18 protein-coding genes and 2 pseudogenes are annotated in these 22,937 nt (G+C 64.9%); 7 read left to right on the forward strand and 13 right to left on the reverse strand.

What is annotated here, in order from left to right; genetic code table 11:
- Window positions 1-104: 104 nt before the first annotated feature.
- The 3 genes from AC4D2W_RS03085 to AC4D2W_RS03095 are packed head-to-tail and all read right to left on the reverse strand — an operon-like array spanning window position 105 to window position 3,352.
- The gene (locus AC4D2W_RS03085; protein WP_490925443.1) at window positions 105-1,454 is read right to left on the reverse strand and encodes an ABC transporter substrate-binding protein; all 1,350 of its coding nucleotides are present in this window, start codon (window positions 1,452-1,454) and stop codon (window positions 105-107) included.
- Between the two features lie 36 nt (window positions 1,455-1,490).
- The gene (locus tag AC4D2W_RS03090) at window positions 1,491-2,423 is read right to left on the reverse strand and encodes a carbohydrate ABC transporter permease (RefSeq protein WP_490925444.1); all 933 of its coding nucleotides are present in this window, start codon (window positions 2,421-2,423) and stop codon (window positions 1,491-1,493) included.
- Between the two features lie 2 nt (window positions 2,424-2,425).
- Entirely contained in the window at window positions 2,426-3,352 is a 927-nt protein-coding gene (locus AC4D2W_RS03095; protein ID WP_490925445.1) for a carbohydrate ABC transporter permease, read from the reverse strand.
- A gap of 145 nt (window positions 3,353-3,497) precedes the next feature.
- On the opposite strand from AC4D2W_RS03095, the gene AC4D2W_RS03100 reads away from it, so the two are divergent.
- On the forward strand, window positions 3,498-4,553 hold the full coding sequence (locus AC4D2W_RS03100) for a LacI family DNA-binding transcriptional regulator (protein WP_490926005.1): 1,056 nt from the start codon (window positions 3,498-3,500) through the stop codon (window positions 4,551-4,553).
- 67 nt (window positions 4,554-4,620) lie between these two features.
- On the opposite strand, the pseudogene AC4D2W_RS03105 reads toward AC4D2W_RS03100, so the two are convergent.
- Together AC4D2W_RS03105 and AC4D2W_RS03110 are read right to left on the reverse strand one after the other, a co-directional pair.
- Window positions 4,621-5,639 (reverse strand): annotated as a pseudogene (locus AC4D2W_RS03105) (DNA glycosylase AlkZ-like family protein).
- Between the two features lie 78 nt (window positions 5,640-5,717).
- Window positions 5,718-6,815: a DUF8462 domain-containing protein gene (locus tag AC4D2W_RS03110; RefSeq protein WP_490925446.1), complete on the reverse strand. Its 1,098-nt coding sequence runs from the start codon at window positions 6,813-6,815 to the stop codon at window positions 5,718-5,720.
- 1,329 nt (window positions 6,816-8,144) lie between these two features.
- Here AC4D2W_RS03110 and AC4D2W_RS03115 point away from each other — a divergent pair.
- Complete coding sequence (locus AC4D2W_RS03115) at window positions 8,145-8,450, forward strand: DUF4193 domain-containing protein (protein ID WP_400929285.1); 306 nt, start codon at window positions 8,145-8,147, stop codon at window positions 8,448-8,450.
- A gap of 79 nt (window positions 8,451-8,529) precedes the next feature.
- On the opposite strand, the gene AC4D2W_RS03120 is transcribed toward AC4D2W_RS03115, so the two are convergent.
- The gene (locus AC4D2W_RS03120) at window positions 8,530-9,093 is read right to left on the reverse strand and encodes an SOUL family heme-binding protein (protein ID WP_490925447.1); all 564 of its coding nucleotides are present in this window, start codon (window positions 9,091-9,093) and stop codon (window positions 8,530-8,532) included.
- A gap of 117 nt (window positions 9,094-9,210) precedes the next feature.
- Between AC4D2W_RS03120 and AC4D2W_RS03125 the strand changes: the two genes are divergently transcribed.
- Complete coding sequence (locus AC4D2W_RS03125; RefSeq protein ID WP_490926006.1) at window positions 9,211-9,777, forward strand: peptide deformylase; 567 nt, start codon at window positions 9,211-9,213, stop codon at window positions 9,775-9,777.
- Here AC4D2W_RS03125 and AC4D2W_RS03130 read toward each other — a convergent pair.
- Entirely contained in the window at window positions 9,774-11,897 is a 2,124-nt protein-coding gene (locus AC4D2W_RS03130) for a S9 family peptidase (protein WP_490925448.1), read from the reverse strand. The genes AC4D2W_RS03125 and AC4D2W_RS03130 overlap by 4 nt on opposite strands.
- Window positions 11,898-11,959: 62 nt before the next feature.
- Between AC4D2W_RS03130 and AC4D2W_RS03135 the strand changes: the two genes are divergently transcribed.
- The 4 genes from AC4D2W_RS03135 (at window position 11,960) to AC4D2W_RS03150 (ending at window position 15,346) form a co-directional block, all read left to right on the forward strand.
- The gene (locus tag AC4D2W_RS03135; RefSeq protein WP_490925449.1) at window positions 11,960-12,835 is read left to right on the forward strand and encodes a methyltransferase domain-containing protein; all 876 of its coding nucleotides are present in this window, start codon (window positions 11,960-11,962) and stop codon (window positions 12,833-12,835) included.
- Window positions 12,836-13,003: 168 nt separating this feature from the next.
- Window positions 13,004-13,528 (forward strand): NfeD family protein, encoded by a 525-nt coding sequence (locus AC4D2W_RS03140; protein WP_490925450.1) that lies wholly within the window; start codon window positions 13,004-13,006, stop codon window positions 13,526-13,528.
- 121 nt (window positions 13,529-13,649) lie between these two features.
- Entirely contained in the window at window positions 13,650-14,681 is a 1,032-nt protein-coding gene (locus AC4D2W_RS03145; protein WP_490925451.1) for an SPFH domain-containing protein, read from the forward strand.
- A 311-nt stretch (window positions 14,682-14,992) separates the two neighbouring features.
- The gene (locus AC4D2W_RS03150; protein ID WP_104054264.1) at window positions 14,993-15,346 is read left to right on the forward strand and encodes an RNA polymerase-binding protein RbpA; all 354 of its coding nucleotides are present in this window, start codon (window positions 14,993-14,995) and stop codon (window positions 15,344-15,346) included.
- A gap of 123 nt (window positions 15,347-15,469) precedes the next feature.
- Here AC4D2W_RS03150 and AC4D2W_RS03155 read toward each other — a convergent pair whose 3' ends face one another.
- From AC4D2W_RS03155 to AC4D2W_RS03180, 6 genes and pseudogenes are all read right to left on the reverse strand, one after another.
- Complete coding sequence (locus AC4D2W_RS03155; protein WP_490925452.1) at window positions 15,470-16,198, reverse strand: polyprenol monophosphomannose synthase; 729 nt, start codon at window positions 16,196-16,198, stop codon at window positions 15,470-15,472.
- A gap of 418 nt (window positions 16,199-16,616) precedes the next feature.
- Window positions 16,617-18,260, reverse strand: a complete 1,644-nt coding sequence (locus tag AC4D2W_RS03160) for an amidohydrolase (RefSeq protein ID WP_490925453.1) — start codon at window positions 18,258-18,260, stop codon at window positions 16,617-16,619.
- A 131-nt stretch (window positions 18,261-18,391) separates the two neighbouring features.
- Window positions 18,392-21,244, reverse strand: a complete 2,853-nt coding sequence (locus AC4D2W_RS03165) for a DEAD/DEAH box helicase (RefSeq protein WP_490925454.1) — start codon at window positions 21,242-21,244, stop codon at window positions 18,392-18,394.
- An 84-nt stretch (window positions 21,245-21,328) separates the two neighbouring features.
- Window positions 21,329-22,156, reverse strand: a complete 828-nt coding sequence (gene tatC / locus AC4D2W_RS03170) for a twin-arginine translocase subunit TatC (protein ID WP_490925456.1) — start codon at window positions 22,154-22,156, stop codon at window positions 21,329-21,331.
- A gap of 155 nt (window positions 22,157-22,311) precedes the next feature.
- Window positions 22,312-22,506 (reverse strand): annotated as a pseudogene (gene tatA / locus AC4D2W_RS03175) (Sec-independent protein translocase subunit TatA); the annotation flags it as partial.
- A 32-nt stretch (window positions 22,507-22,538) separates the two neighbouring features.
- On the reverse strand, window positions 22,539-22,877 hold the full coding sequence (locus AC4D2W_RS03180) for a hypothetical protein (RefSeq protein WP_490925457.1): 339 nt from the start codon (window positions 22,875-22,877) through the stop codon (window positions 22,539-22,541).
- Window positions 22,878-22,937 lie beyond the last annotated feature (60 nt).

Raw genomic sequence — 22,937 nt, forward strand, 5'->3', positions numbered from 1 at the left:
GGGGTGTGCTTGCGTCCAATGGCAGACGCCGGGATGCAGGTCCGGGCCGGCCGGGGACACGAAGCCCCGGCCGGCCCGGATCCGGTGATGCGTTGGTTCGTGGCTTACTCCGAGACGGTGAAGCCCTGCTCGTTGCCGTACTTGATGCTGGCGTCCTGCCAGTCCTTCAGTCCGTCCTTGAGCGTGGTGTCGGAGACGTAGGCCTGTCCGGCGGTGTCGTTGTAAATGCCGTTGGCGTAGGCCTGGAAGGGCAGGTAGGACCAGCCTTCCGGGACGTTCTTGGCAGATTCCGCAAAGACTTCATTGGCCTTCTGGCCGCCGAAGTACTCGAACTCGTCGGACAGGAACTCCTCTGATTCCAGGGTGGCTGCAGTGGCCGGGAACGCACCGTTGTCCACACGGGTCTGGACGCCGTCGCCCACGTTGGCGTACTCGAGGAAGGCGTACGCCAGGGCGCCCTTCTCACTGGCTGACGTGATGCTCAGGGCGCTGCCGCCGTTTTCGGCGCTTGCTGTTTCTCCCTCTTCCCACTGGGGCAGGGGAGCAACCCGCCATTTGCCGGCTGTGGCCGCAACACCGGAGGAGAAGGTTGCCGGCATCCAGGCGCCGGTCGCAAGGGTGGCGATGGTGCCGTTTCCGAGTCCCTGGTACCACTCGTCACCCCAGGAGGTGATGGGTGCCAGGAGATCTTCGTCCAGGAGCTGCTGCCAGGTTTCGGTGAACTTGGTGGAGCCCTCGTCGGAGAAATTGACGGTGACGTCTGTCCCGTCGACCTTGTAGGGCTGGCCGCCCGCCTGCCAGATGAGGCTGGTGGCAAGACCCGCGTCTCCGGTGTCATTGGCGATGTACACACTGGGATCTGCCTTGTGCAGGGCCCGGGCGGCGTCGACGTACTCATCCCAGGTGGTGGGAACCTCCACACCGTACTTGTCGAAGATTTCCTTGTTGTAGTACAGGGCCATGGGCCCGGAGTCCATGGGAAGGCCGTAGATGCCTCCGTTGGCCTGGACCGAGTTCCAGGGGCCCGGGTTGTAGGTGTCCTGCAGGTCTGCGGCACCGTAGCCGCTGAGGTCCCTGACGGAATCTGCCAGTGCAAACTGGGGGAGGGAGAAGTACTCCAGCTGCGCGATGTCAGGAACTCCCGAACCGGCCGCGATGGCGTTCTGCAGTGCCACGTAATGGTCATTGCCGGTGCCGGCGTTCACGAGATTCACGTTGACGTTCGGGTGTTCCGCTTCGAAGCCCTCGACAACCTCGTCGAGGGTGGGTTCCCAGGACCAGATGGTGATGTCTCCGCCCTCCTCGAGGGCAGCCTGGACGTCGTCGGCGCTGACCTCTTCAGCTGCAGTGCCGGTGTTGCCGCTGTCTCCGCCGCCGCAGGCTGTGAGGGCGAGGGCAGCGGTAAGGGCAACTGCGGAGCCGCGCAGCACTGCCAGGGAGATTTTGCTCTTCATGGTTTTCCTTTTCACGTCATTGTTTCCGGAAGGGTTTTATTCTTTGACGGCGCCGGCGCTGAGGCCGGACTGCCAGTAGCGCTGCAGCAGCAGGAACGCTGCTATCAGCGGAAGGATGGTGAGGAGCGAACCGGTGATGACGAGGTTGAAGATCGCCTCGCCGCCGGCTGTGGAGGCCTGGCCGTTCCAGGCATTCAGGCCCAGGGTCAGCGGATACCAGTCGGGGTTCTTGAGCATGATCAGCGGCAGGAAGTAGTTGTTCCAGGTGGCCACCATGGTGAACAGCAGCACCGTGACGATGCCCGGCCCCAGCAGCGGCAGGCAGATCTGGAAGAAGGTGCGGAACTCTCCTGCCCCGTCCATGCGCGCCGATTCCAGCAGTTCGGTGGGGATGGCCTCGGTGGCGAATGTCCACATCAGGTACAGGCCGAAGGGCGAGATGAGCGACGGGATGATGACTGCCCACGGGGTGTTGGTGAGGCCGATCTCGCTGAACATCAGGAAGGTCGGGACGGCCAGGGCGGTGCCGGGTACGGCGACGGCGCCGATAATGACGGCGAAGACGGCCTTCTTTCCGGGGAAGTTGAACTTCGCGAGGGCATATCCGCCTAGGACGGCGAGGAAGGTGGCCCCGCCCGCGCCCAGGACCACGTAAAGCACGGTGTTGAGCAGCCAGCGGACGAAGATGCCGTCGTCGTAGGTGAGGGTGTCGGCAACGTTGCTGAACAGGGCAAAATCACCGCTGAACCACAGGCCGAATGAGCTGAAGAGATCGGCCTGGGTCTTGGAGGAGTTGATGACCAGCCAAAGCAGCGGGACAAGGCTGTAAATAAGGACAATGCCGGTGAGGACGGTCAGCAGCACATTCCGCTTGGGATTGTCCACGCCGCGGCGCTTGCTCTTCATGCGGATATTGGCGCTCCGGGATTTCTGGTTCCGGGCTCGGGCGGGGTCGACGGCGACGCTCATGGTCAGCTTTCCTTCCGCATTCCGCGCAGCTGTACTGCGTAGGCGATGACCATGGTGATGACGCCCATGATGATGGCCACGGTGGCGGAGTAGTTGTACTGCTGGCCGGAGAAGCTCAGCGAGTAGGCGTAGAGGTTCGGAGTGAAATAGGTGGAGATTGAGTTAGGTGCCAGGCTCTGCAGGATGCTTGGCTCGTTGAAGAGCTGGAAGCTTCCGATGACCGAGAAGATGGTGGCCACCACCAGTGCTCCGCGGATGGCGGGAACTTTGATGGCGGTGATGAGCCGGAACTGGCTGGCGCCGTCGATTTCCGCGGCCTCATAGATCGATTTCGGAATCACGCTGAGGGCGGAGTAAAAGATCAGCATGTTGTAACCGATGAATTCCCACGTGACGATGTTCCCGATGGAGGCAAGGATGAGGTCGGGGGAGAGTGGGTTCGGCAGGTTGATGCCCAGGGCACTGTTGATATTGCCGACCAGCCCGAACCGGGTGCCGTACATGAAGCCCCACATCAGGCTGGCGACCACGGCGGGAACTGCGTACGGCAGGAAAATGGAGATCCGGAAGAAGGACTTGCCGTAGAGCCTGCCGCTGTCCAGCGCCAAAGCCACCAGGAGTGCGATGAGCAGCATGACCGGCACCTGCACGGCCAGGAACAGCGTCACCCGCAGCAGCGCAGACCAGAACTGTGAATCCTGCAGGGCCTGGCTGTAGTTGGCCAGGCCGACAAACCTGTTGCCGCCCACGAGCTGGTTGCGGAAGAAACTGAGCCAGATCGAGTAGGCGATCGGCGCCATGAAGACAATCGCGAAGACAGCCATGAAGGGCCCGATGAAAAGCCAGCCGGACCAGGACCGCTTCCGGGTGCGTCTGGCGGGCATCGGCTGCGTGCCGAGCAAGGCGGGTGGAGGTGACGCCGTCGTCATGGTGGTTCCTCTGTGAACTGATACCGGCCTAAGCCGCACGGGTAAGTAGTCATGCAAATGTTTACGTAAACATTTTGATTGTTAGGATAATCACATGCCTCCTCCCTCCAGTCAACACGTCGCCCGAGAGAGTCGGCCTGTGTCCATGCGGGACGTTGCCCGACTGGCTGGGGTATCGGCGCAGACGGTGTCCCGCGTGTCGAACGGCAGTCCCGGTGTGGTGGAAGCTACCCGCGAGCAGGTGATCGCCGCCATGCGCGAGCTGGGTTACCGGCCCAACAGCGCCGCGCGCGCTCTGAAGCGGGGGAGTTTCCGGACCATCGGAGTCATCCTTTTTACGCTGGCCACCACCGGCAACGTCCGTACCCTCGAAGCCATCGCGGCCCGGGCTGCGGAAGAGGACTATGCCATCACGCTGATCCCCGTAGCTGCACCAACCCAGGCCGGAGTGCAGGGGGCTTTCTCACGGTTGAATGAGCTGGCGGTGGATGCGGTCATCGTCATCATGGAAGTCCACCTGCTCGATTACTCAACCGTTGCCCTGCCGGCGGGAACACACGCCGTCGTGGTCGATTCCGAGGCCAGCGAGGGTTACAGCGTGATCGACACGGATCAGGCCGACGGCACCCGGAAGGCCGTGGAGCATCTGCTGGATCTGGGGCACTCCACGGTGTGGCACGTCGCCGGACCCTCTGTTTCCTTCGCTTCCGAGCGGCGCGTGAGCGCCTGGCGCACAACATTGGCCGCGCGGGGCTGCGAGGAACCTCCGCTGCTGCGGGGGGACTGGTCCGCGGACTCAGGATATGAGGCCGGGCTGTCCCTTGCTTCGTCCGGCTGCACCGCGGTGTTTGTCGCCAACGACCAGATGGCGCTGGGCGTGCTGCGGGCATTTCAGGAAAAGGGAATCCGGGTGCCGCAGGACGTGAGCATTGTGGGGTTCGACGATATTCCGGACAGCAGTTCCTTCAGCCCGCCTCTCACCACCGTGCACCAGGACTTTGCGGAACTGGGGCGGCGGTGCGTCGACAAGGTGCTGAAGCAGATGAGGGAAAACTCTACGCAGCCCGGCTGCGACCTGGTGCCCACACGGCTGGTGGTGCGCAGCAGCACCGCCGAAGCTCCAAAGCAGCGTGCGCTAAAAGCACCTGCCGGCCACCGTCATCAGGCAGGACAAGGCGAGTACCGCCGCCCGTCGGAATAGGCGGATGAATCCGGGCAGGGCGTTTTTGTCCCCTGCGGAAAGAGAAGAATTCATGTGGGCGAGATTTTCATAATTCCAGCAAGGAGCAAGAGTAATTCGCCGCTCCCGTAACTGCCGCGGCACGGGCGCACTCCTCGAACAATTCGGCGTCGTCCATGACGGGTCTGTCCGGAAACAACGTCACCGTAAGCTTCCTGCTCTTTACGGCCCAGGTGCCGGCTACCTCACCGCGGGCCAGGACCGGATTCGCGCCTCGAGACAGCAGTGCCCGCCGGCCCGGCGGAACAATCAGCGGATCGGCTGTTCCGGAACCGAGGATCCACGGGTCGGCCGCCGAGACGAGCCGGATGCCCGGCGTCGTTTCAACTTTTGTGAGTGCATGAAGACTGTCGACCTCACCGGCAAGCATCCACATGTCCCGGCCGTCAACCGAGACAGCGCACATCTTGTCCCCGAGATCCCCAAGCCAGCGATCGAGGGCACGCCGGCCGGCGCTCAGTCCGGCCGCCACGTGGTAGTGAACGAGGTCCGCCGTGGTTGGTCCGTAGCTGCCCCGAAGCACACGTCACCTTGCCACATCAGCGGTTTTAGCAGCGTGTCCGTCTTGTCCACCAGAGCTGCTGCGGCCTGACGGTATCGAGGTTCACGGCCGGCCACCTCACTGAGCTCATGCCTGGTCAGAGGCTGGTCAGCCACGGCGTCGCGCACGAGCTGCCGGAACGCGGGCCAATCCCCTGGAGCGAGCCCATATGCCGCCTGCCAGCTTCGCCGCTCCCATTGCCTGCTCGACGCGCGCAGCGTCAGGTACAGGGATGCGCTGTCCGGTGTCATGAGGTGCACGGCTCCGCGAAACGCATAGGCCTTTACTAACCGGCCGTCTTTGACTGCACCTTCCAGCGCTCCCTTATGGACCGGACTACATCGCGCCGCGACTGCCAGCTCCGGTGCGGTCACCGGCCACGCCGATACGGCACCTTCCCGGCCAACCACATCCTCAATCGGGGCAGTCACACGTGCATCAAGCCAGTGCCGGCCCAGCCGCCACCTCCGCGCCTGCTGAGCAGTGATGTTCACGCGACCCATCATGACAGTACGTCCCGTCGAGCCAATTCCACCCGGCACGGTTACCGGGTGAACCACCGATCTTTTGCAGCCTTACCGGGTTCAGCGTCCGGGGCGGGTGCGAAGGTATTGCCGCAGGCCGGGGATCGCGAAGTCAACTTTGCCGTGGCCGGCGGACTGTATGAGCCCAGCCGCCAGGAGCCTGGAACGGTAATTAGCGACGAGATTTGTACGGGCCCCGATGCGCCGGCCTATTTCGCCGGCCACGGAGGGGCCGTCGTCTTCGGCCATGGCAGAAAGGAAATCCAGATCTTTGGGGGAGGCGGCGGCAAGCGCCGCTTCGATGACGGTACGCGCATTGCGGCGGTGTGCCGCCTCGATGGCTCGGTCAACGGCTTCCGGGCCGAGTTCGCCCTGGCTGTTTTCGGCCTCACGCCAGAGGAAGTAGCCCACCAGCTGAATGAGGAAGGGATATCCGCCGGTGGCTTCGGCTGCCCGGTGCACGAGGCCGGGGGAGACCCGGAAGCCTGCAGCGGAAAAGGTGGCCGCAAAGGACTCATCCACTTCCCGGATGGCGGCCGCGTGGAGATCAATTTTGTCCGCCCGTCGGAGGAAGGTGGCTACTCCCTCGTTCAGCAGGTCGGAAACCGCCGCGGGCAATCCTGCGAAGACCAACCCGATGGGAAGGCGGTCCTGGATGAAGTGCTGAACGCTGGCGGCCAGCTGGGCGAGTTCACTGCGGTCCGCGGCATGGATCTCATCCACTGTAATGATGAGCCCGTTGCCTCGTTCATCCAGGAGCCTGAGCAGTTCCTCGCCCAGTGTCCGCCATGCCACTTGGCGTTCCGGCGGCAGCTGCGTGGTGATGCTGAAGCCGGCGGCAGCGATGGCCGTGATGCGGCGGTTGACCGGACCTGACCCCAGCTCCTCGGCGATGCCTCGCATGGATTCTCCGATACGGCCCATGAAGCCTGCCGTGGCGGTTTCGGAAATGACCGCCCAGCCCTTTTCCCGGGCTATGTCGTGGGCGGCACCGAGCATGACCGTTTTGCCGATTCCGCGTGCCCCGGTGAAGATGGTCAGCAATCCGGGAGCTCCGGATCCGAGGCGAAGCCCGTACTCGAACTCATCGAGCACGCCTGCCCGGCCCAGGATTTGCGGGGGAGTTGCACCGGCTGACGGGCGGAAGGGGTTCTCCATCACGGGCTCCTGTGAGTGCTTGTGTATCTTGTGAGTTTCCAGCTCCGGTCTCGTGTGAGTCTATGTGAGTTTGGTGAGTTTGCCTATCAACGTCATGGTGCAGGGGAGAACCCACCGTTCCGGCGGAGAATGCTGCCCGACGCAGCAATAACCCTCATGCCCGCGCATTCCCGGCCACCCCTGTCGCGGCGGCAAACTCCGCCTGAGCCTCGGTCGATCATCCGGCACTGGCCGGCGGCTCGCCGCAGCCCGTAAGCCCGCAGCCGGTGGCCAGCAGCTGGGACCGCCGCAGCAATGCGTGCAACTCAAGGCAGTCCACGCCCACGGGTCCAACAACATCAGCGGAACGCATAGGAGCATATGCTTCCCGGCCAACTCCTTCTCCCTGATGAAGCCGCCGCTCACCTGGATGCCGGGAACGGATGGACGACGAGGGCGACAACGCTGCGGTGACGAAGTTGCGGTGACGACATGGCGGTGACGACGTAGCCTCCGGACCTGGCTGACAGGGTCCTGAACGGCGCGGGGGACCCCTTCCTCAAGGCTAGTTGACATAATGTAGATTATCGGCGTTTACATAGAGGCGCCCGAGAGGGGTTCACAGGCTAAATCCCACCAGTTGCCAATGTGCGTCAATCCCCTGTTTTTCAGCCGTCACCAAGCTCCTGCACCCAACCTTCCGGCAAAGTCCCGCCCGGTGATCTTCGGGCAACCCGGGCCCGGCAGCTGATGCCCCGCTCCAAATGCTCACCTAGGTCACCGAATTCCGGGGAGATCCCCTTCTCCGTCCCGTGTCAAGATGAGTTGACATAACGTCCCCCAGTGCGTGCGCGGGCGAATCTCGACAACCACCCTGTGTTGACATAATGTGCTGCCCCGTATTCCACGCCCCCGGCGAATCCAGCCAGCTTGTCATAACGCCCGGCCCCGAAGTACTCGACCACGGCAGCTTGTCATAACGCCCGGCCCCGAAGAACTCGACCACGGCAGCTTGTCATAACGCCCGGCCCCGAAGAACTCGACCACGGCAGCTTGTCATAACGCCCGGGCACCGCCGGCCGGGCTCGGCCAGCTTGTCATAACGCTCACCGGCAGTGAACCGCAGCCACAGCCGCCTGACATAACTGGCGCGTACCGGTCCCCTGACGATCCTCCACTGCTCCCCAGACCAAAAAGCCGAAAACGACTAAAAAATAGGACGTCGATCACTTCCCCCAGAGCTGATCAGGGCCTAAGATTTGCACTTGCGCCTCCAGTTGGGAAAAAAGGGGTCCCCGGCTATATGATCTACGCTCAACCCCCCAAAATTTCAGGAGATAAGCACTTCACATGGCTACTGATTATGATGCTCCCCGCGTCAAGGAAGAAGACCGCCCCAGCGACTCCCTCGAGGGCCTGAAGGCCCAGCAGCGCGGCGGCGCAATGACGGCTGTTCGGGACGTCGCTGACGAAACGGACGCCATTGACGGTTTCGAACTTCCCGGTGCCGATCTGTCCGGCGAAGAGCTGCTCATCAAGGTTGTGCCGGCTCAGGCTGACGAGTTCACCTGCATGTCCTGCTTCCTGGTGCGCCACCGTTCGCAGATCGCCAAGGAAAAGAACGGCGACAAGTACTGCATGGACTGCGAGGGCTAATTCCCCCGCTCTCCCCCGGTTTTGGGTGTCCACGGCATGTCCGTGGCACCCAAACCGGTTATTTTTTTGCCCTTTTCAGCTATTCCACCGTCTGGATGACCTCATTGCGGCGCAGAAACCACGGCGTGTAAGGCGGATCAAACCGAGCGAACCGGGGCAGGCCCAGTACCGTGAAACCGGCGGCCTCCGCCGCCTCGCCCAGCGCCCCGGCGTGATCCAGATAGTTCTTCGCCGTCCAGCGCCCTGAAAAAGAAGCCGCAGCCGCCCTGCTTTCCGGCACCGCCACAATGGAGACGGCGGGATCCTGGGGATCCGGTGCCGTCTCGGCGGAAAATGCTTCAGGGAGCACAAAGGCTACGGTGAAGACGTCTGCGGAACCCTCAGGCTGCAGCAGCACCGGCGCCGTCATGGGGATCTGCTGTGAAAACCGGACCTCCGCCTGATCGGCTGACACGTCCTGGAGAGCCGGCCCGCCCCGCCTGTTGTTGCCGCTGATGTAGCCGAACAGGTAGCGGAAGGCAGTATTTCCCGCCGACTCGAAATCCGAATGGACAGTCACCTGGGCCACCACGTGGGCAGGATAGTTCCGCAGCTCAAATCCGGGAAGAACTGCCAGCACCTCGTACGGCTGTTGCTCTGTCATGACGGCAGAGCCTAACGCCCCGACGCGGGCAGGAGAAGCAGTGGCAACTATGATGGGGCCGTGCCTTCAGAAACTGCTTACATCCGTGATCTGGTCCTTCCACTGCTGGAAGCGGACATGCCGCCGATCGTTCAATTGGGCCACCCCGCCCTTCGACAGCCCGCGCTCCCCTACAACGGGCAGCTGGACGACGGCGAACTGGCTGCCTTCATTGCACTGATGCGCCGGGTCATGCATGCAGCCCCGGGTGTTGGCCTGGCAGCTCCGCAGCTGGGCGTTCCGCTGCGGCTCGCCGTACTGGAGGACCATTTCGAAGATCCCGACCTGACGGACATTCGGGAACGCTATCCACTGCAGTTCTTCGCCGCCATCAACCCCGAGTACCGGCCCGCCGGCCCCGAGATGGTGGAGTTCTTCGAGGGCTGCCTTTCCTTCAACGGATACCAGGGTGTGGTCCCGCGGTTCCGTTCCGTGACGCTGCAGTACACCGACGCCGATGGAGCCTCACAGCAGCGCGACTTCGAAGGCTGGCAGGCAAGAATCGTGCAGCACGAAACGGACCACCTCAACGGCACCGTCTATGTGGATAAGGTCCTCACCCGGTCCCTGTGCAGCAACAGCGAATACCTGCGCCGCTGGGCCTCGCCGTCCATCGACGAGGCCCAGCGGGGCCTGGGCTTCTAGGCGCCTGCCGCGGCCTCACGCTCTCCCGGGTTGGCCGGCGTGGGCAGCCATGTGGCCCACCACTGCAGGATGTGCTCGAAGCGCTGGCGCCGGTGCCAGGGCGTTCCGGCCCGGGACAGCTCATGGTTTTCGCCCGGGAACAGCAGCATTTCAGTGGAAACCCCGCGCTGCTTCAACGCCGTGTAGTAGCGCTGTGCCTGTTCCACCGGGCAGCGCAGGTCCTCTTCGGAATGCACCACCAGGGTGGGGGTTCGCACGTCGCCCACCCGTGCCATGGGACTCTGCGCCAGCACCTTGTCCGGGTCCTGCCCGGTGTACGCGGCACTGAAGAACCAGCCGATGTCCGCTGATCCAATGAAGGACAGGGGATCAAGGAAGCCGCGCTCCACGATGGCGGCTGTAAACCTGTGATCGTTGGCGATGGTCCACGCGCTCAGGTAGCCGCCGTAGGAACCGCCCATCACGCCCAGGCGTTCGCCGTCGAGTTCCGGATGAGTGCTCAGCACCCCTTCGAGGAAGGACAGGACGTCGTCAAGGTCCTTGGTTCCCATGGCCTCCTTGATGGCGCGGCCGTGCTCCTGGCCGTATCCCGCCGAACCCCGGGGATTGCACTGCACCACGGCATAGCCGGCTGCAGTGTAGGCCTGCGCCTCATCGAAGTAGGCACAGTCGAACTGCGCAAAAGGTCCGCCGTGGATATTGAGCAGCACGGGATGCGGACCGGGCCCCTCAGGCAGGAACACCCATCCGTGCACGGGGTAGCCGTCACGCGACGGATGGATCTCCTCGGTGCCCGGTGTGGGCGCCGCCTGACGCCGAAGTGCCGCCGAAAAGTCCGTCAGCGCACGCATCCCGCCGGCCTCTACCAGCGCCGCGTCACCCATGGTTCCGGCGTCCGCATAGCTGACGACGACGGCGCCCGCGGCCGCCGCTGCAGCCTGCACCACGCGCGGCCCGGAGACCAGGACCTCACTGTCGCCCGCCGCATCGATCTTCAGCAGTTCGACTGTGCCGCGGGTACGGTTGAACACCAGAACCGTGGAGTTTCCGGCCGGAACAATGCCGCCCTCCGCCAAATCAATAGTGTCCGGATCGGTCAGCCGCCGGGGCGGCGCCGAAGCATCCGAGGGCAGAACGTACAGCGAGGTGCTGCGGGCCACGAAATCGGTACCTGACCCGGAAAGTTCAGATGCCAGGAAAAACAGCCATTCGCCGTCGTCACTGGGAGTCGGCAGATCGGCGCCCAGCAGCGAGCCGGTCAGGGGCTCCATGTTCGTCAGGCGCTCGGGTTCTCCTCCGGAAAGGTCCAGGGAGTAGAGATCGGAGACGAGGTCCTCATCCGCCCGCTCATGAAGGGAAGCGGTGAACAGAATGCGCTTTCCGTCGGCTGAAAACACGGGGGCGGAGGCATCGGCGTCGGCGGAGGTGAGCTGCCGGGCCGGGGGAAAGGCGCCGGCCCCGGTTTCGGCTGCGCTGCCTGCGGTTTCGCCGGCATTCTGATCCGCGGCACTGCTCAGGGCTTCCTTGGCCCGGCCCACCGGCTCAATCCACGGTTCAGCATCAAGGGCAGGCAGATCCAGCAGGAAGGCCTGCACCCGCTTGTCTGCGGTGTAGCCGGCACCGTTGGCGCGGTATTTGTAGCTGCTGATGAGGCGGGGGTCCTCGGCGCCGGCACCAACGCCGTCGACGGTTCCGTACCGTCCCGGCGCGGGAACGCGGGAGGTGAACACTATCTGGGCGGAGTTCGGGGAGAAACGGAACCAGCCAACCCCCATTGTGGAGTCGGTGAGCTGGGCCGGTTCGCCGCCCGCGGCGGGAACCGCGAAGAGCTGCGGTTTCTGGCCGGGCAGGGACCGCACAAAGGCGAGGACTTCGCCGTCGGGCGAGAATCGCGGCCGGGTGTCGGAGAATCCCCGCGTGATCCGCCGCGGGCCGCCGCTGCCGGCGGAACCGTTGCCGGAGGGGTCGCTGCTTCCGGACAGCGGGATGGACCAGAGCTGGCCAACGTAGGCATCGGCCGCGAAATCGGGCCGCGTCACGGACACCACCGCACGGGTGCCGTCCGGATGGATAGTAGGTTCAGAAACGGAATTCAGGAGATCCAAGTCACATGGTTTCACCCGCCCGAGCCTACTACTGCTGTGGTTCCCGCCCGTCTCAGCGGCGCGCCTAAGATGGAATGATGCCCTCCGTTCCCCTGTCCCTGCTGCTGTGCCCTGTCTGCCGCGAGCCGTTCTCGGCTCCCGGAATCCCGCCGGGAACCCCCACCGGCGAAGCTGCCCCGACGGCCAGCCTCGTTTGCCCGCGGGGGCACCGGTTCGACGCCGCGCGCCAGGGCTACTTCAACCTGCTCACGGGCAGCGGCACCAAATTTGCTGCCGACACCGCTGAAATGGTGCAGGCCCGCGTGGACTTCCTCGCCGCCGGGCATTACCGCCGCATGGCCGATGACCTGGCCGGTCTGGTGGCGTCGGCGGTTCCCGACGCGCGGATGATGCTCGACGCCGGAGCCGGGACCGGCTACTACCTTGGCGTGGTCAGCAACGCGCTGCCCGCCGCGGATGCGGTGGCCCTGGATATCTCCAAGTTTGCCCTGCGGCGTGCCGCCCGGGCGCTGCCTGCAGCGCACTGCCTGGTGTGGGATGTTTGGCGTCCGCTCCCGGTGGCCGACGGCGCCGTCGATGCAGTGCTCAATGTCTTCGCCCCGCGCAACGTCCCGGAATTCCGCCGCGTACTGCGCCCCGGCGGAGTCCTGGCCGTAGTAACGCCGCAGCCCGGACACCTGCAGGAAATCCGGGGGCTGGCCGGCATGCTGGACATCGGCGCTGAAAAGGAAAACCGCGTAGCCGTCGCGGTCCAGGCGCATTTCCGGCCGGCAGAAACCCGGCACTGCGAATACGTCATGGACCTGCGCTCCGCCGACATCCGCAACGTGGCGCTGATGGGTCCGTCCGCACGGCATCTGGACCGCAACTTGCTTCAGGAGAACCTGGCCGGGCTGCCGGATACCATCCCGGTGACCGCCTCCTTCACTCTTCAGCTTTTTCGCGCCGCCTGAGCGCCGCAGGCGCGGACACTATGACACCGGACACGGAAAGCGGCACCCAAACGTTATAGCTATCACCGGTGTCGCCGGACTAAACCGGACCCGTTTGAGGCAGAATGGGCAGCACCGCCCGTACACCAACCGCCGCGGACCAGCCCCGGCGGAGCTGAAGGGAGCGACATGCAGGAAGTAAACCAATGGCTGCTTGACTACGGCTGGGCCGTTTGGCTGGTGCTTTTCCTGGCGCTGGCCGCCATCGAAACACTGACGCTGGACCTTTTCTTTGCCATGCTGTCCGTCGGTGCCCTGGGCGCCATGCTGGCGGCAATCCTGGGAGCACCGGTATTCCTCCAGGTGGTGGTTTTCTGCATCGTGTCGCTGCTGATGATCTTCCTGGTCCGTCCGGTTGCCATGAAGCATCTGGAACGCGGACCGCGGGACCAGCGCTCCAACATTGACCGGCTGATCGGCGCATCCGCCGTGGCCATGGAAGCCGTTTCCGGTTCCGCCGGAACCGTCAAGATCGGCGGCGACATTTGGACAGCGCGGACAGCGGACGGCTCCAGCCTCACGGCCGGCGCACCCGTGCTGGTGACGCGGATTGACGGGGCCACCGCCGTCGTCCTGCCCGCTCCCGCCGGCGCCCACTCCGCGGAGGCCGGCGCAGAAGGGGAATCTTCCGAAGAACCCGGCTCTCAGCGGTAGGGTGCGGCGGGCACTGAACTTTACCGGCGCGGCGGATTCCCGCAGCGCCGCCCGGCGGCAGATGCCACCGGACACAGAAAGGCAGGCCCGGAACGGGCCGGCCAAACCTTGAAGGGGGAATATGAGTTCCGGAACAACGGGCCTCGTCATCATTCTGGCTGTCCTGATAATTTTTGTCCTGGTCATCCTGGTGAAATCGGTCAAGATCATTCCGCAGGCACGCGCGGGCGTCGTCGAACGCCTGGGCAAGTACCAGCGGACCCTGAACCCGGGCCTGACCATCCTGATTCCGTTTGTGGACCGGCTGCTGCCGCTGCTGGATCTCCGCGAGCAGGTAGTTTCCTTCCCGCCGCAGCAGGTTATTACCGAGGACAGCCTGGTGGTCTCGATCGATACGGTCGTGTACTTCCAGGTCACCGATCCGCGCGCCGCCACCTATGAAATCGCCAACTACATCCACGCGGTTGAGCAGTTGACCACCACAACGCTGCGCAACGTCGTCGGCGGACTGAACCTCGAAGAAGCACTCACCTCGCGTGACCGCATCAACGGCCAGCTGCGCGGTGTGCTCGATGATGCCACCGGCCGCTGGGGCATCCGTGTTTCCCGCGTTGAGCTCAAGGCCATCGAGCCGCCCCTGTCCATCCAGGATTCCATGGAAAAGCAGATGCGTGCCGAACGTGAGCGCCGCGCCACCATCCTCACCGCTGAAGGTACCAAGCAGGCGCAGATCCTGAACGCCGAAGGCCGCCGGCAGGCAGCCATCCTGGCAGCCGAGGGTGATGCCAAAGCTGACATCCTCCGGGCCGACGGCGAATCCCAGGCCATTGCCAAGGTGTTCGAGGCCATCCACAAGGGCAACCCCGACCAGAAGCTGCTGGCCTACCAGTATCTGCAGACCCTGCCCAAGCTGGCTGAGGGCACCTCGAACAAGCTCTGGATCATTCCGAGCGAGCTTGGCGAAGCACTCAAGGGTGTGGGCAGTGCACTGGGGAACTTTGTTCCCGATGCCCTCTCCCCCAACGGCACTGCCAACGGTACCTCCCCTGCCGCGTCGGGCAAGGCGTCGGTGCCCGCTGCGGACGGTGCTGCGGCAGCGGCTTCGGCACCTGCCTCCCCGACCCTCGCAGGCTCCCCCGACGCAGCCCTCTAAGGGCCCGCTTCGGGTCATGGTAACCGCGGCTCCGGGCCGCGGTTACCATGACCGGCTGCCGCCCGGTATAATTGGTTGTTTGCCGGGGTCTGTCCCCAGGCGCCCGCCTGCTGAACGCAGCTCCGTGCCGGAACATTCGGCGCCGACGCCGCGTTGAAGACTGTGGGGCGCTTGCCGGACGGAACCGTTAATCGGATGCGGACTGCGTGTCCGGTCGGGTGGCACAAACTTTAGGGTACCGGGGCCGAACGGTACCAACCAGCACTACAGACGGGTCCTCCGGGATCCTTCGGACTGAAGAGGGAGAAAAGATGAGCGATCGCAGCCTGCGGGGTATGCGCCTTGGCGCGCAGAGCATGGAGACTGAGTCCGGCGTTGAGCCGGCTCCCCGCCAGCGGGTGGAATACCGCTGCGAGGACGGCGAACGGGTATTCGTGACGTTCGCTGCCGAGGCCGATGTTCCTCCGGTATGGGTATCCAAGACCGGCAAGGAAGCGCTCCTGGTCGACGGCGAGAAGCCGGACACCAGCAACGACAAGCCGGTCCGTACCCACTGGGACATGCTGCTGGAGCGACGCAGCATCGAGGAACTGGAGACGATCCTCCAGGATCGCCTGACCATCCTGCGTGAGCGCCGCGGAGAGCGCACTTCAGCCTCGAAGTAGCAGGATCGGAAAACAGCAGTCCGGGTCTTCGCGCCCGAACAGCACATTAAAGGGAGGGCGGCTGCCGTACGGCAGCCGCCCTCCCTTTGGTGTATCCGGGCCCAAGGTGTCCGGGCCGGGTCTTTAGCTCCGGTGGGTCAGCTTGTTCCAGCGGGCGCCCAGGCCCCACTTCGTCACGTTGGCGATGGCTTCGAAGACAATGTTCCCGCTCATCTTGGAAGCACCAAATTCCCGCTCAACAAAGGTGATCGGCACCTCCTGGATGCGCAGGCCCATACGGGCAACGCGGAACGTCATGTCCACCTGGAATCCGTAGCCCACCGATTCAACGGCGCTGAGGTCCAGCGCTTCCAGGGTGCTGCGCCGGAAAGCCCGGAACCCTGCGGTGATGTCACGGACTCCGATGCCCAGCATGAGGCGCGAGTAGGTGCTTCCTCCGCGGGAGAGGATCTTGCGGTGCAGGGGCCAGTTGACCACGGAGCCGCCCGTGACCCAGCGGGAGCCGATGACCAGATCGGCACCCTTCTCCGCAGCTTCCAGCAGCAGCGGCAGCTGCTCGGGCTTATGGGATCCGTCTGCGTCCATTTCCACGAGGATGTCGTAGCCGCGTTCCAGGCCCCAGCGGAAACCGGCAATGTAGGCCGCTCCGAGTCCTTCTTTTCCCCTGCGGTGCAGCACATGAACTTGGGGGTCCTTGGCGGCGATCTCGTCTGCATAGGCACCGGTGCCGTCCGGGCTGTTATCGTCCGCGATCAGCACGTCCGAATCCGGTACCGCCAGCCGCAGCCGCTGGAGCGTTTTGGGGAGGGATTCGATTTCGTTGTAAGTCGGGATGATGGTCAGGACGCGCACGCAGGTTGCCTTTCATTGGGGACAGGCTGCGTGGAACGCAGCCAGTGGGGGTGTTACCCCAACACGACTTCCCAGTATATGGGAGCCGGCTGCCGCCCCGTGCAGCGCCCGATGCCATGCCGGTCACACCCCGGTCACATCCCCGGGCGCTTCCGGGCACACATCGGGGCGGGTCCCTTCGCCTTCGGGCCAGAACCGGCTTCCGCCGGAACTGTTTTCTACTGACGATGGGACCCGCCCCTAGTGTGCACATGTCAAGCAGTGCGGGATTTATCCGGCCGCGGAAAGCCCGGATTTTGACGGGCTGCTCCGCGATTCCCCTAGCCTACGTGCTGTCTCTGCTGTGTCAACAAGCCTCTGACTAGGACGTTTGTGCGTCAGTGCAGGTCAGGCGGGGCTGAAGACCGGCATAGCGCCGTTAAAAACCTACTGATCGGTAGAGTTCGGTTCCGTTGTGGACCGTCAGCAGGCAGCGCGGCTGATGGGCGGTGTCCAGCGCGGGGAGCAGCGGAGTGCCGGCCCGCGGATCGGTGCTCCAGGCCGCACCCTTGGCATCCGGCGTCTGCACCATGAGTTCCTCGACTTCCCACACCGCATACGACGCCGGCGCCCCGGGTGCCAGCTGGCCCAGCATGAAGTTCCCCGAGCCGGCGGCCCGCCATCCCGCCCGGGTGTGGCCAATGAAGGCCGCACGGGCGGAAATGCGCTCCTCGGGGTTGGAGAGCGAGACCGCGGCCCGCACGGCGGACCAGGGATCCAGCGGCAGAACGGGAGAATCGGACCCCATGGCCACCATGACTCCGGCGGAAAGCAGGGATGCCAGACGGTTCATCGAGCGGCTCCGTTCACCCAGCCGCTGCTCGTAGAGTTCACCGGTTCCGCCCCAGGCGGCATCGAACCCCGGCTGCATGCTGGCGATCGCGCCGTAACGCACCAGCTCGGCGATCGCGGCGTCGTCGGCCATCTCGACATGTTCCAGCCGGTGGTGGGAGGCACGGATTCGGTCCTCGCCCACGGCTTCGGCGGCGAGCCGGAGGCCCGCCAGGACGGTATCCAGGCCGCCGTCGCCGATCACGTGGAAACCGCCCTGAAGTCCGGCGCGGGTGGCCAGCTCCAGATGCCGTCCGGCCTGCTCGGCGGTCAGGTACAGGGTTCCGGACGTTTCCGGGGCATCCGCGTAGGGTGCCCTGAGGGCGGCCGTCCGGGCACCGATGGACCCGTCCATGTTCAGGTCTCCGGCCAGCCCGCGCAGGCGGCCCTCAAACGGCGCCGTGATTTCTTCCAGTTCGGCCTCCGTCTGGGCGAGCTGCCCCCAGTAGGGAAGCACCTCCGGCAGCGGGTCCGAGCCCAGGGAGCCTTCCAAGCCCATCAGCTGGCGAAGATCCTCGACCGGGGAGATGTGTGGCGCGGCCATTTCGGTTACCGCGATGATGCCCTGCCCGGCTGCGTGCTTCAGGGCGGCCTGCTGGTAGCGGGAGCGCTGGGCCAGGTCCAGGGACCGGGATGCCGTCCGCGCAACGGTGTGCGCGGCCCGGACCACAAAGCCGTTGTCCCAGCCGTCGTATTCTGCCAGCTTCAGCCCGGCGGCTAGGGTTCCGGAGACGACGGCGCAGTGCACGTCGGTCCGTGCCAGGTAGACCGGACGGGATCCCGACGCCGCATCCAGCTCGGCAGCCGTCGGCACCCTGCGCTCCGGCCAGGAGGACTCGTCCCATCCGTAACCGGCAATCAGGCCTTCTGTGCCCGCTGCGGCCTTGGCCACCAGGTCCAGAAGTTCGGCGAGGGAGGATGCACCGGTCAGATCCAGGGAGGACAGTGCAGCGCCGGTTTCCGTAATATGGGCATGCGAGTCCACAAACCCGGGCGTGATGAGCGCGCCCTGCAGGTCAACGACGGTCATCCGGTTATCCTGCAGCGACGTGGCTGCATGTTCGGAGCCAACCCACGCGATGGTGTCCCCGTCCACCAGCATTGCCGTGGCAAACGGATCAGCCGCGCTGTACACGGATCCGTTGCGGTAAAGCGTCAGCTTGGAGCTGCTCGGAGCGGGGTTGGCGTTCAAGGACTCACCTGTTTTCTGTAGTGCTGTTGGGTCGTGCTGTTCAATGGTGCAGGCCGGCGGGAAGCACGGGCATGCGGGGTTTGCCGGCCGCGCAGGCCCGCGGGTCAAGGGTGTTCGGGGTGCCGCGGTTACTAGCCGACGGCGGAATAGGCAACGACGCCGCGGCGGATCAGGCCGATGGCCTCGATGCACCGCCGGCGCAGACCCCCGGGCAGGTCGGGAACCTTGGCCAGCTGGTCCAGGAGGTCGATGACCTGCTTGGTCCAGCGGACAAAGTCCCCGGCCGCCAATTCGGTGCCGTTCAGCGCCAGTTGAAGGTGCTTGCCCTTCGCCCACTTGTACATGGGCCAGACCAGGCCCAGCTCGGGCTCGCCGGTCTGCGGGAGCCGTTCAGACTCTTCAAGGTCGGTGAGCTCGGACCACTGCCGGATGATGATGTCCATGGCCACTTCAAGGGACACGCTGGGCAGCTTTGGCCGCACGCCGCGCTCTTCGCGTTTGGCCTGGTACACCAGGGCGGTGGCCAGCGCTGCCAGTTCAGCGGCGTCGACGTCGTTAAAGGCTCCCTTTTGCAGCGACAGGGCGGTCAGGAGGTCCTTTTCACCGTAAATGCGGCGCAGCTTCTGACCCGTTGGAGTTACCACCACCCGGCCGTCCTCGTCCGGCGCCACATAACCGTAGCGGCCCAGAACGTCGCACACCCGGTCGAAGGTCTTGGCAATGGTGTTGGTGCGGCCGCGGATCTGCGCCGCCAGATTATCCGTCTCCCGGCGCAGTTTCCACCAGCGCTCGGCCCAGCGTGCATGGTTTTCGCGGTCACTGCAGCCGTGGCAGGGATGGGCCCGCATCTTCCGGCGCAGCTCCGCAATCGCCTGTTCCTGGCGGTTGCTGCCGCCCACGTGCAGGTCCCCGCCGCGGGCCGCGGACTTGCGCGGAGGGCGGTGGTCATGCAGGGCGTTCCGGACGGAGGAGGCCAGATCACGCCGGTCCTTCGCCGCCCGGGAATTAAAGGACTTGGGAACGCGGATATGCGAGACCATCTCCACCGGGCCGTCCAGTTCAGCGGCGGTGATGCGGCGGATCTGCTTGTCTTCGGTCAGCACCGTGGTGCGGGCCTCCCGGCCTGGCTGGGCTTCCTGCGGCAGCACCACGGCGTAGCCGGAATTCCGCCCCCCGGGGATAAGGATCACGTCTCCCTGCACCAGTCCGTCCAGAGAGGAGGCGACGGCGGAGCGGCGGTCCCGTGCGTGGGTCTTGGAGGCCTGTGCTTCCAGGTCCGACAGCTGGCGCCGCAGCGCGGCATACTCGGTGAAGTCGCCCAGATGGCAGGTCATGGCCTTTTCATACCCGGCCAAGGACTCCTCCCTGGACCGGACCTGCTTCGCCAGTCCCACCACCGAGCGGTCCGCCTGGAACTGGGCAAAGGACGACTCCAGGATTTCGCGCGACCGCTCGCGGCCAAACTGGGCCATCAGGTTGATGCTCATGTTGTACGTGGGACGGAAGCTGGAGTTCAGCGGATAGGTCCGGCGGGAGGCCAGGCCGGCAACGGCGGCGGGGTCTGTGCCGGGCTGCCAGAGGACCACTGCATGGCCTTCGACGTCGATGCCGCGGCGTCCGGCACGGCCGGTGAGCTGGGTGTACTCCCCCGCGGTGATGTCCACGTGGGCTTCTCCGTTGAACTTGTCCAGCTTTTCCAGCACCACGGTGCGGGCCGGCATGTTGATGCCAAGGGCCAGGGTTTCGGTGGCGAAGACGGCCCGGACCAGGCCGGCGGTGAACAGCCGTTCCACCACTTCCTTGAAGGTGGGCAGCATGCCGGCATGGTGGGCGGCAAACCCGCGGATCAGCCCCTCGCGCCAGGTCCAGAAGCCAAGCACTTCCAGGTCATCTTCGGGAATGTCCTGGCTGGCTTCGTCCACAATGCGGGCAATGGCCGTGCGTTCGGACTCGCTGGTGAGCCACAGCCCCGAGTCCACGCACTGGCGCACGGCTCCCTCGCAGCCGTTACGGGAGAAGATGAAGGTGATGGCCGGCAGCAGGCCGCGCTTGTCCAGCTGGGCAATGACGGCCGGACGCGATGCCTTGGGGATCCGGCTGATGGGCGGTCCCGAGGGCCCGCGGCGCGAAGTGTCGCGCCGGCTGCTGTGCGAGGATCCGCGGGAGCCGCCCCAATGACCGCCGTGGCCGCGCTGGTTGATCCGGGATTCGGCCCGGGCGAGCTCGAGCAGTTCGGGATTCACCCGGTAGCGTTCCTGGACGCCGGCCGGCTGCGCCGGTTCCGCCGCTTCGTCGAAGGACACGTCGGACTCGAAAAGGTCCATGATGTCGCGGCCCACCATGACGTGCTGCCAAAGCGGCACGGGCCGGTGTTCGGACACTACGACGTCGGTGTCGCCGCGCACCGTATCCAGCCAGGCTCCGAACTCCTCCGCGTTGGAAACGGTGGCACTGAGGGAGACCAGCTGCACGTCGGAGCGCAGGTGGATGATGACTTCTTCCCAGACGGCTCCGCGGAACCGGTCGGCCAGGTAGTGCACCTCGTCCATCACCACGTACCCCAGGTCATCCAGGGTGGAGGAGTTGGAGTACAGCATGTTGCGCAGGACTTCGGTGGTCATGACGACGACGTCCGCGTCCGGGTTGATGCTCGTGTCACCGGTGAGCAGCCCCACCCGGTCCGAGCCGTAGGAGGCCGAAAGCTCAAGGTACTTCTGGTTGCTCAGCGCTTTGATGGGGGTGGTGTAGAACGCCTTGAGGCCGCGTTCCAGGGCCATGTAGACGGCGAACTCCCCCACCACCGTCTTGCCGGCACCGGTGGGGGCAGCCACGAGGACGCCTCTGCCGGCCTCAACCGAACGGCAGGCCTCGGATTGGAAGGGATCAAGGTCAAAGCCCAGTTGCTGCTCAAAGACGGCCAGATGGGTCTTGGAGTGCTCGGCACGTTCTTTCGCGGCCAGGTACCGCTCCGACGGGGAAGTCATATTCCCAGCCTAGACTCTGCGGGGCCCCGGACGCGCCTTTGAAGGTGCTGCTCCGCCTTGGGCTGAACCGGGGCCCCGGAAGTGTTACAGGTTTTCCAGCGGTGTGGCCGTATTGGCACTCTCGTCGATTTCGGCTTCGCGCTCAGCCCGCCGGCGGGCGCGGCGCTTGTCATTGAGGAGACAGATCCCCACGGCTACGCCGAACAGCAGCAGCAGCGGGGCGGCCATGTAGAACATGCTCAGGGCGTCACCGCCGGGGGCGGCCATGGCAGCGAAAACGCAGATCAGGAAGAGCGTGATCCGCCAGTACTTGACGATGAGCTTGCCCGGAAGGATCCCTGTCATGTTCAGGCCCACCAGAACCACCGGGATCAGGAAGGCAATGCCAAAGGCGAGCATGAGACGAAGCACAAAGGCCAGGTAGACGCTGGCGGTGATGACGTTGGCGCTGCCCTCGGGCGTGAAGCCCGTGAGGACCTTAATGGCGCTGGGCAGCAGGATCCAGGCCAGCGCGACGCCGCCCAGGAACAGTGGTACGGAGGCCGCCAGGAAACCCAGGGCGATGCGGCGTTCCTTCGTCTTCAGTCCGGGGGTAATGAAGGCCCACAGCTGGTAAAGCCATACCGGGCAGGACACCAGGAGCCCAATGAAGATGGAGACTTGGATCATTTGGTCGAAGGGTGTTGCCACACCTTCGAAGTTGATGGTGGCCAGCCGGCCGTCCTCGTTGCCGACATCGGTAACCGGGCGGGTCAGCGCGGCAAAAACAGGCGTGTACAGAAAGAAGCCCGCCACGGTGCCAAGCAGCATGGCGATGCCGGCCTTGAAGAGGCGGTTGCGCGCTTCTTTCAGGTGTTCCTTAAGGGCCATCCGCCCTTCAGGGTTGGATTTGCGCCCTTGGGTCAGCGCCACGGCCGTTACAGGCTGGTGGGCGGGTTACCCGCGGGGCGCTGATCCGTGCCGGGAGCGGCTGCATGGCCGGGTGCTGCCGGCGGAACCGGAACGGTGGGCGGAACGGAGGCGGTGGGGGGAACCGGGGCGGACGGAGTGCCGGCTGCGGGCGGAGTGTTGACGATTCGTCCTTCCACCGGCTCTTCGGCAGAAGCTGCCGGCTTGTTCTCGTCCTGCATCTGGCGGACCTCGGACTTGAAGATGCGCAGCGACTGTCCCACGCTGCGGGCCAGCCCGGGTAGCTTGGGTGCGCCAAAGAGCAGGAGGGCCAGAATGACCAGAATTGCGATTTGCCAGCCTTGAATATTCATGCCGGTGTCCTTTCGTTTGCAGACATTGTATGTCAGAGATCTGGGAAGTCCCGCAGGGCGCGGGGCTGGTTATTCGACAGGCGCCGGCTCACCCGGCGCTCTCTGCGCCGGAGCTTTCGGGCTTCTTTGCCTTCTTCGTAGCGGGCCCTCACGAGGATGGGGTCCTCGAAAATCCCCAGCTCCCGGTCCGGCGTGGCCGCGAGCGGTGCCGCCGCTACCGGCACGGAAACAGCCAGCGCCGATACAGCGCTCTCAGCTTCACGCAGTGTACTCATGAACTTGCGGAAAATCCGCCAGCCAATCAGGGCGTAGAACGCCGCGGCGGCGACAACAAGCGCCGCCCATATCAAAATCCAGGACCACCAAGGCATAGTTCAAGCATAGTGCCGGGGACGCCTTGGACCGGCATCGCAGCGCCCGCGGGCGGAGCA

The organism is Arthrobacter sp. TJ-58 (genome assembly GCF_058269295.1).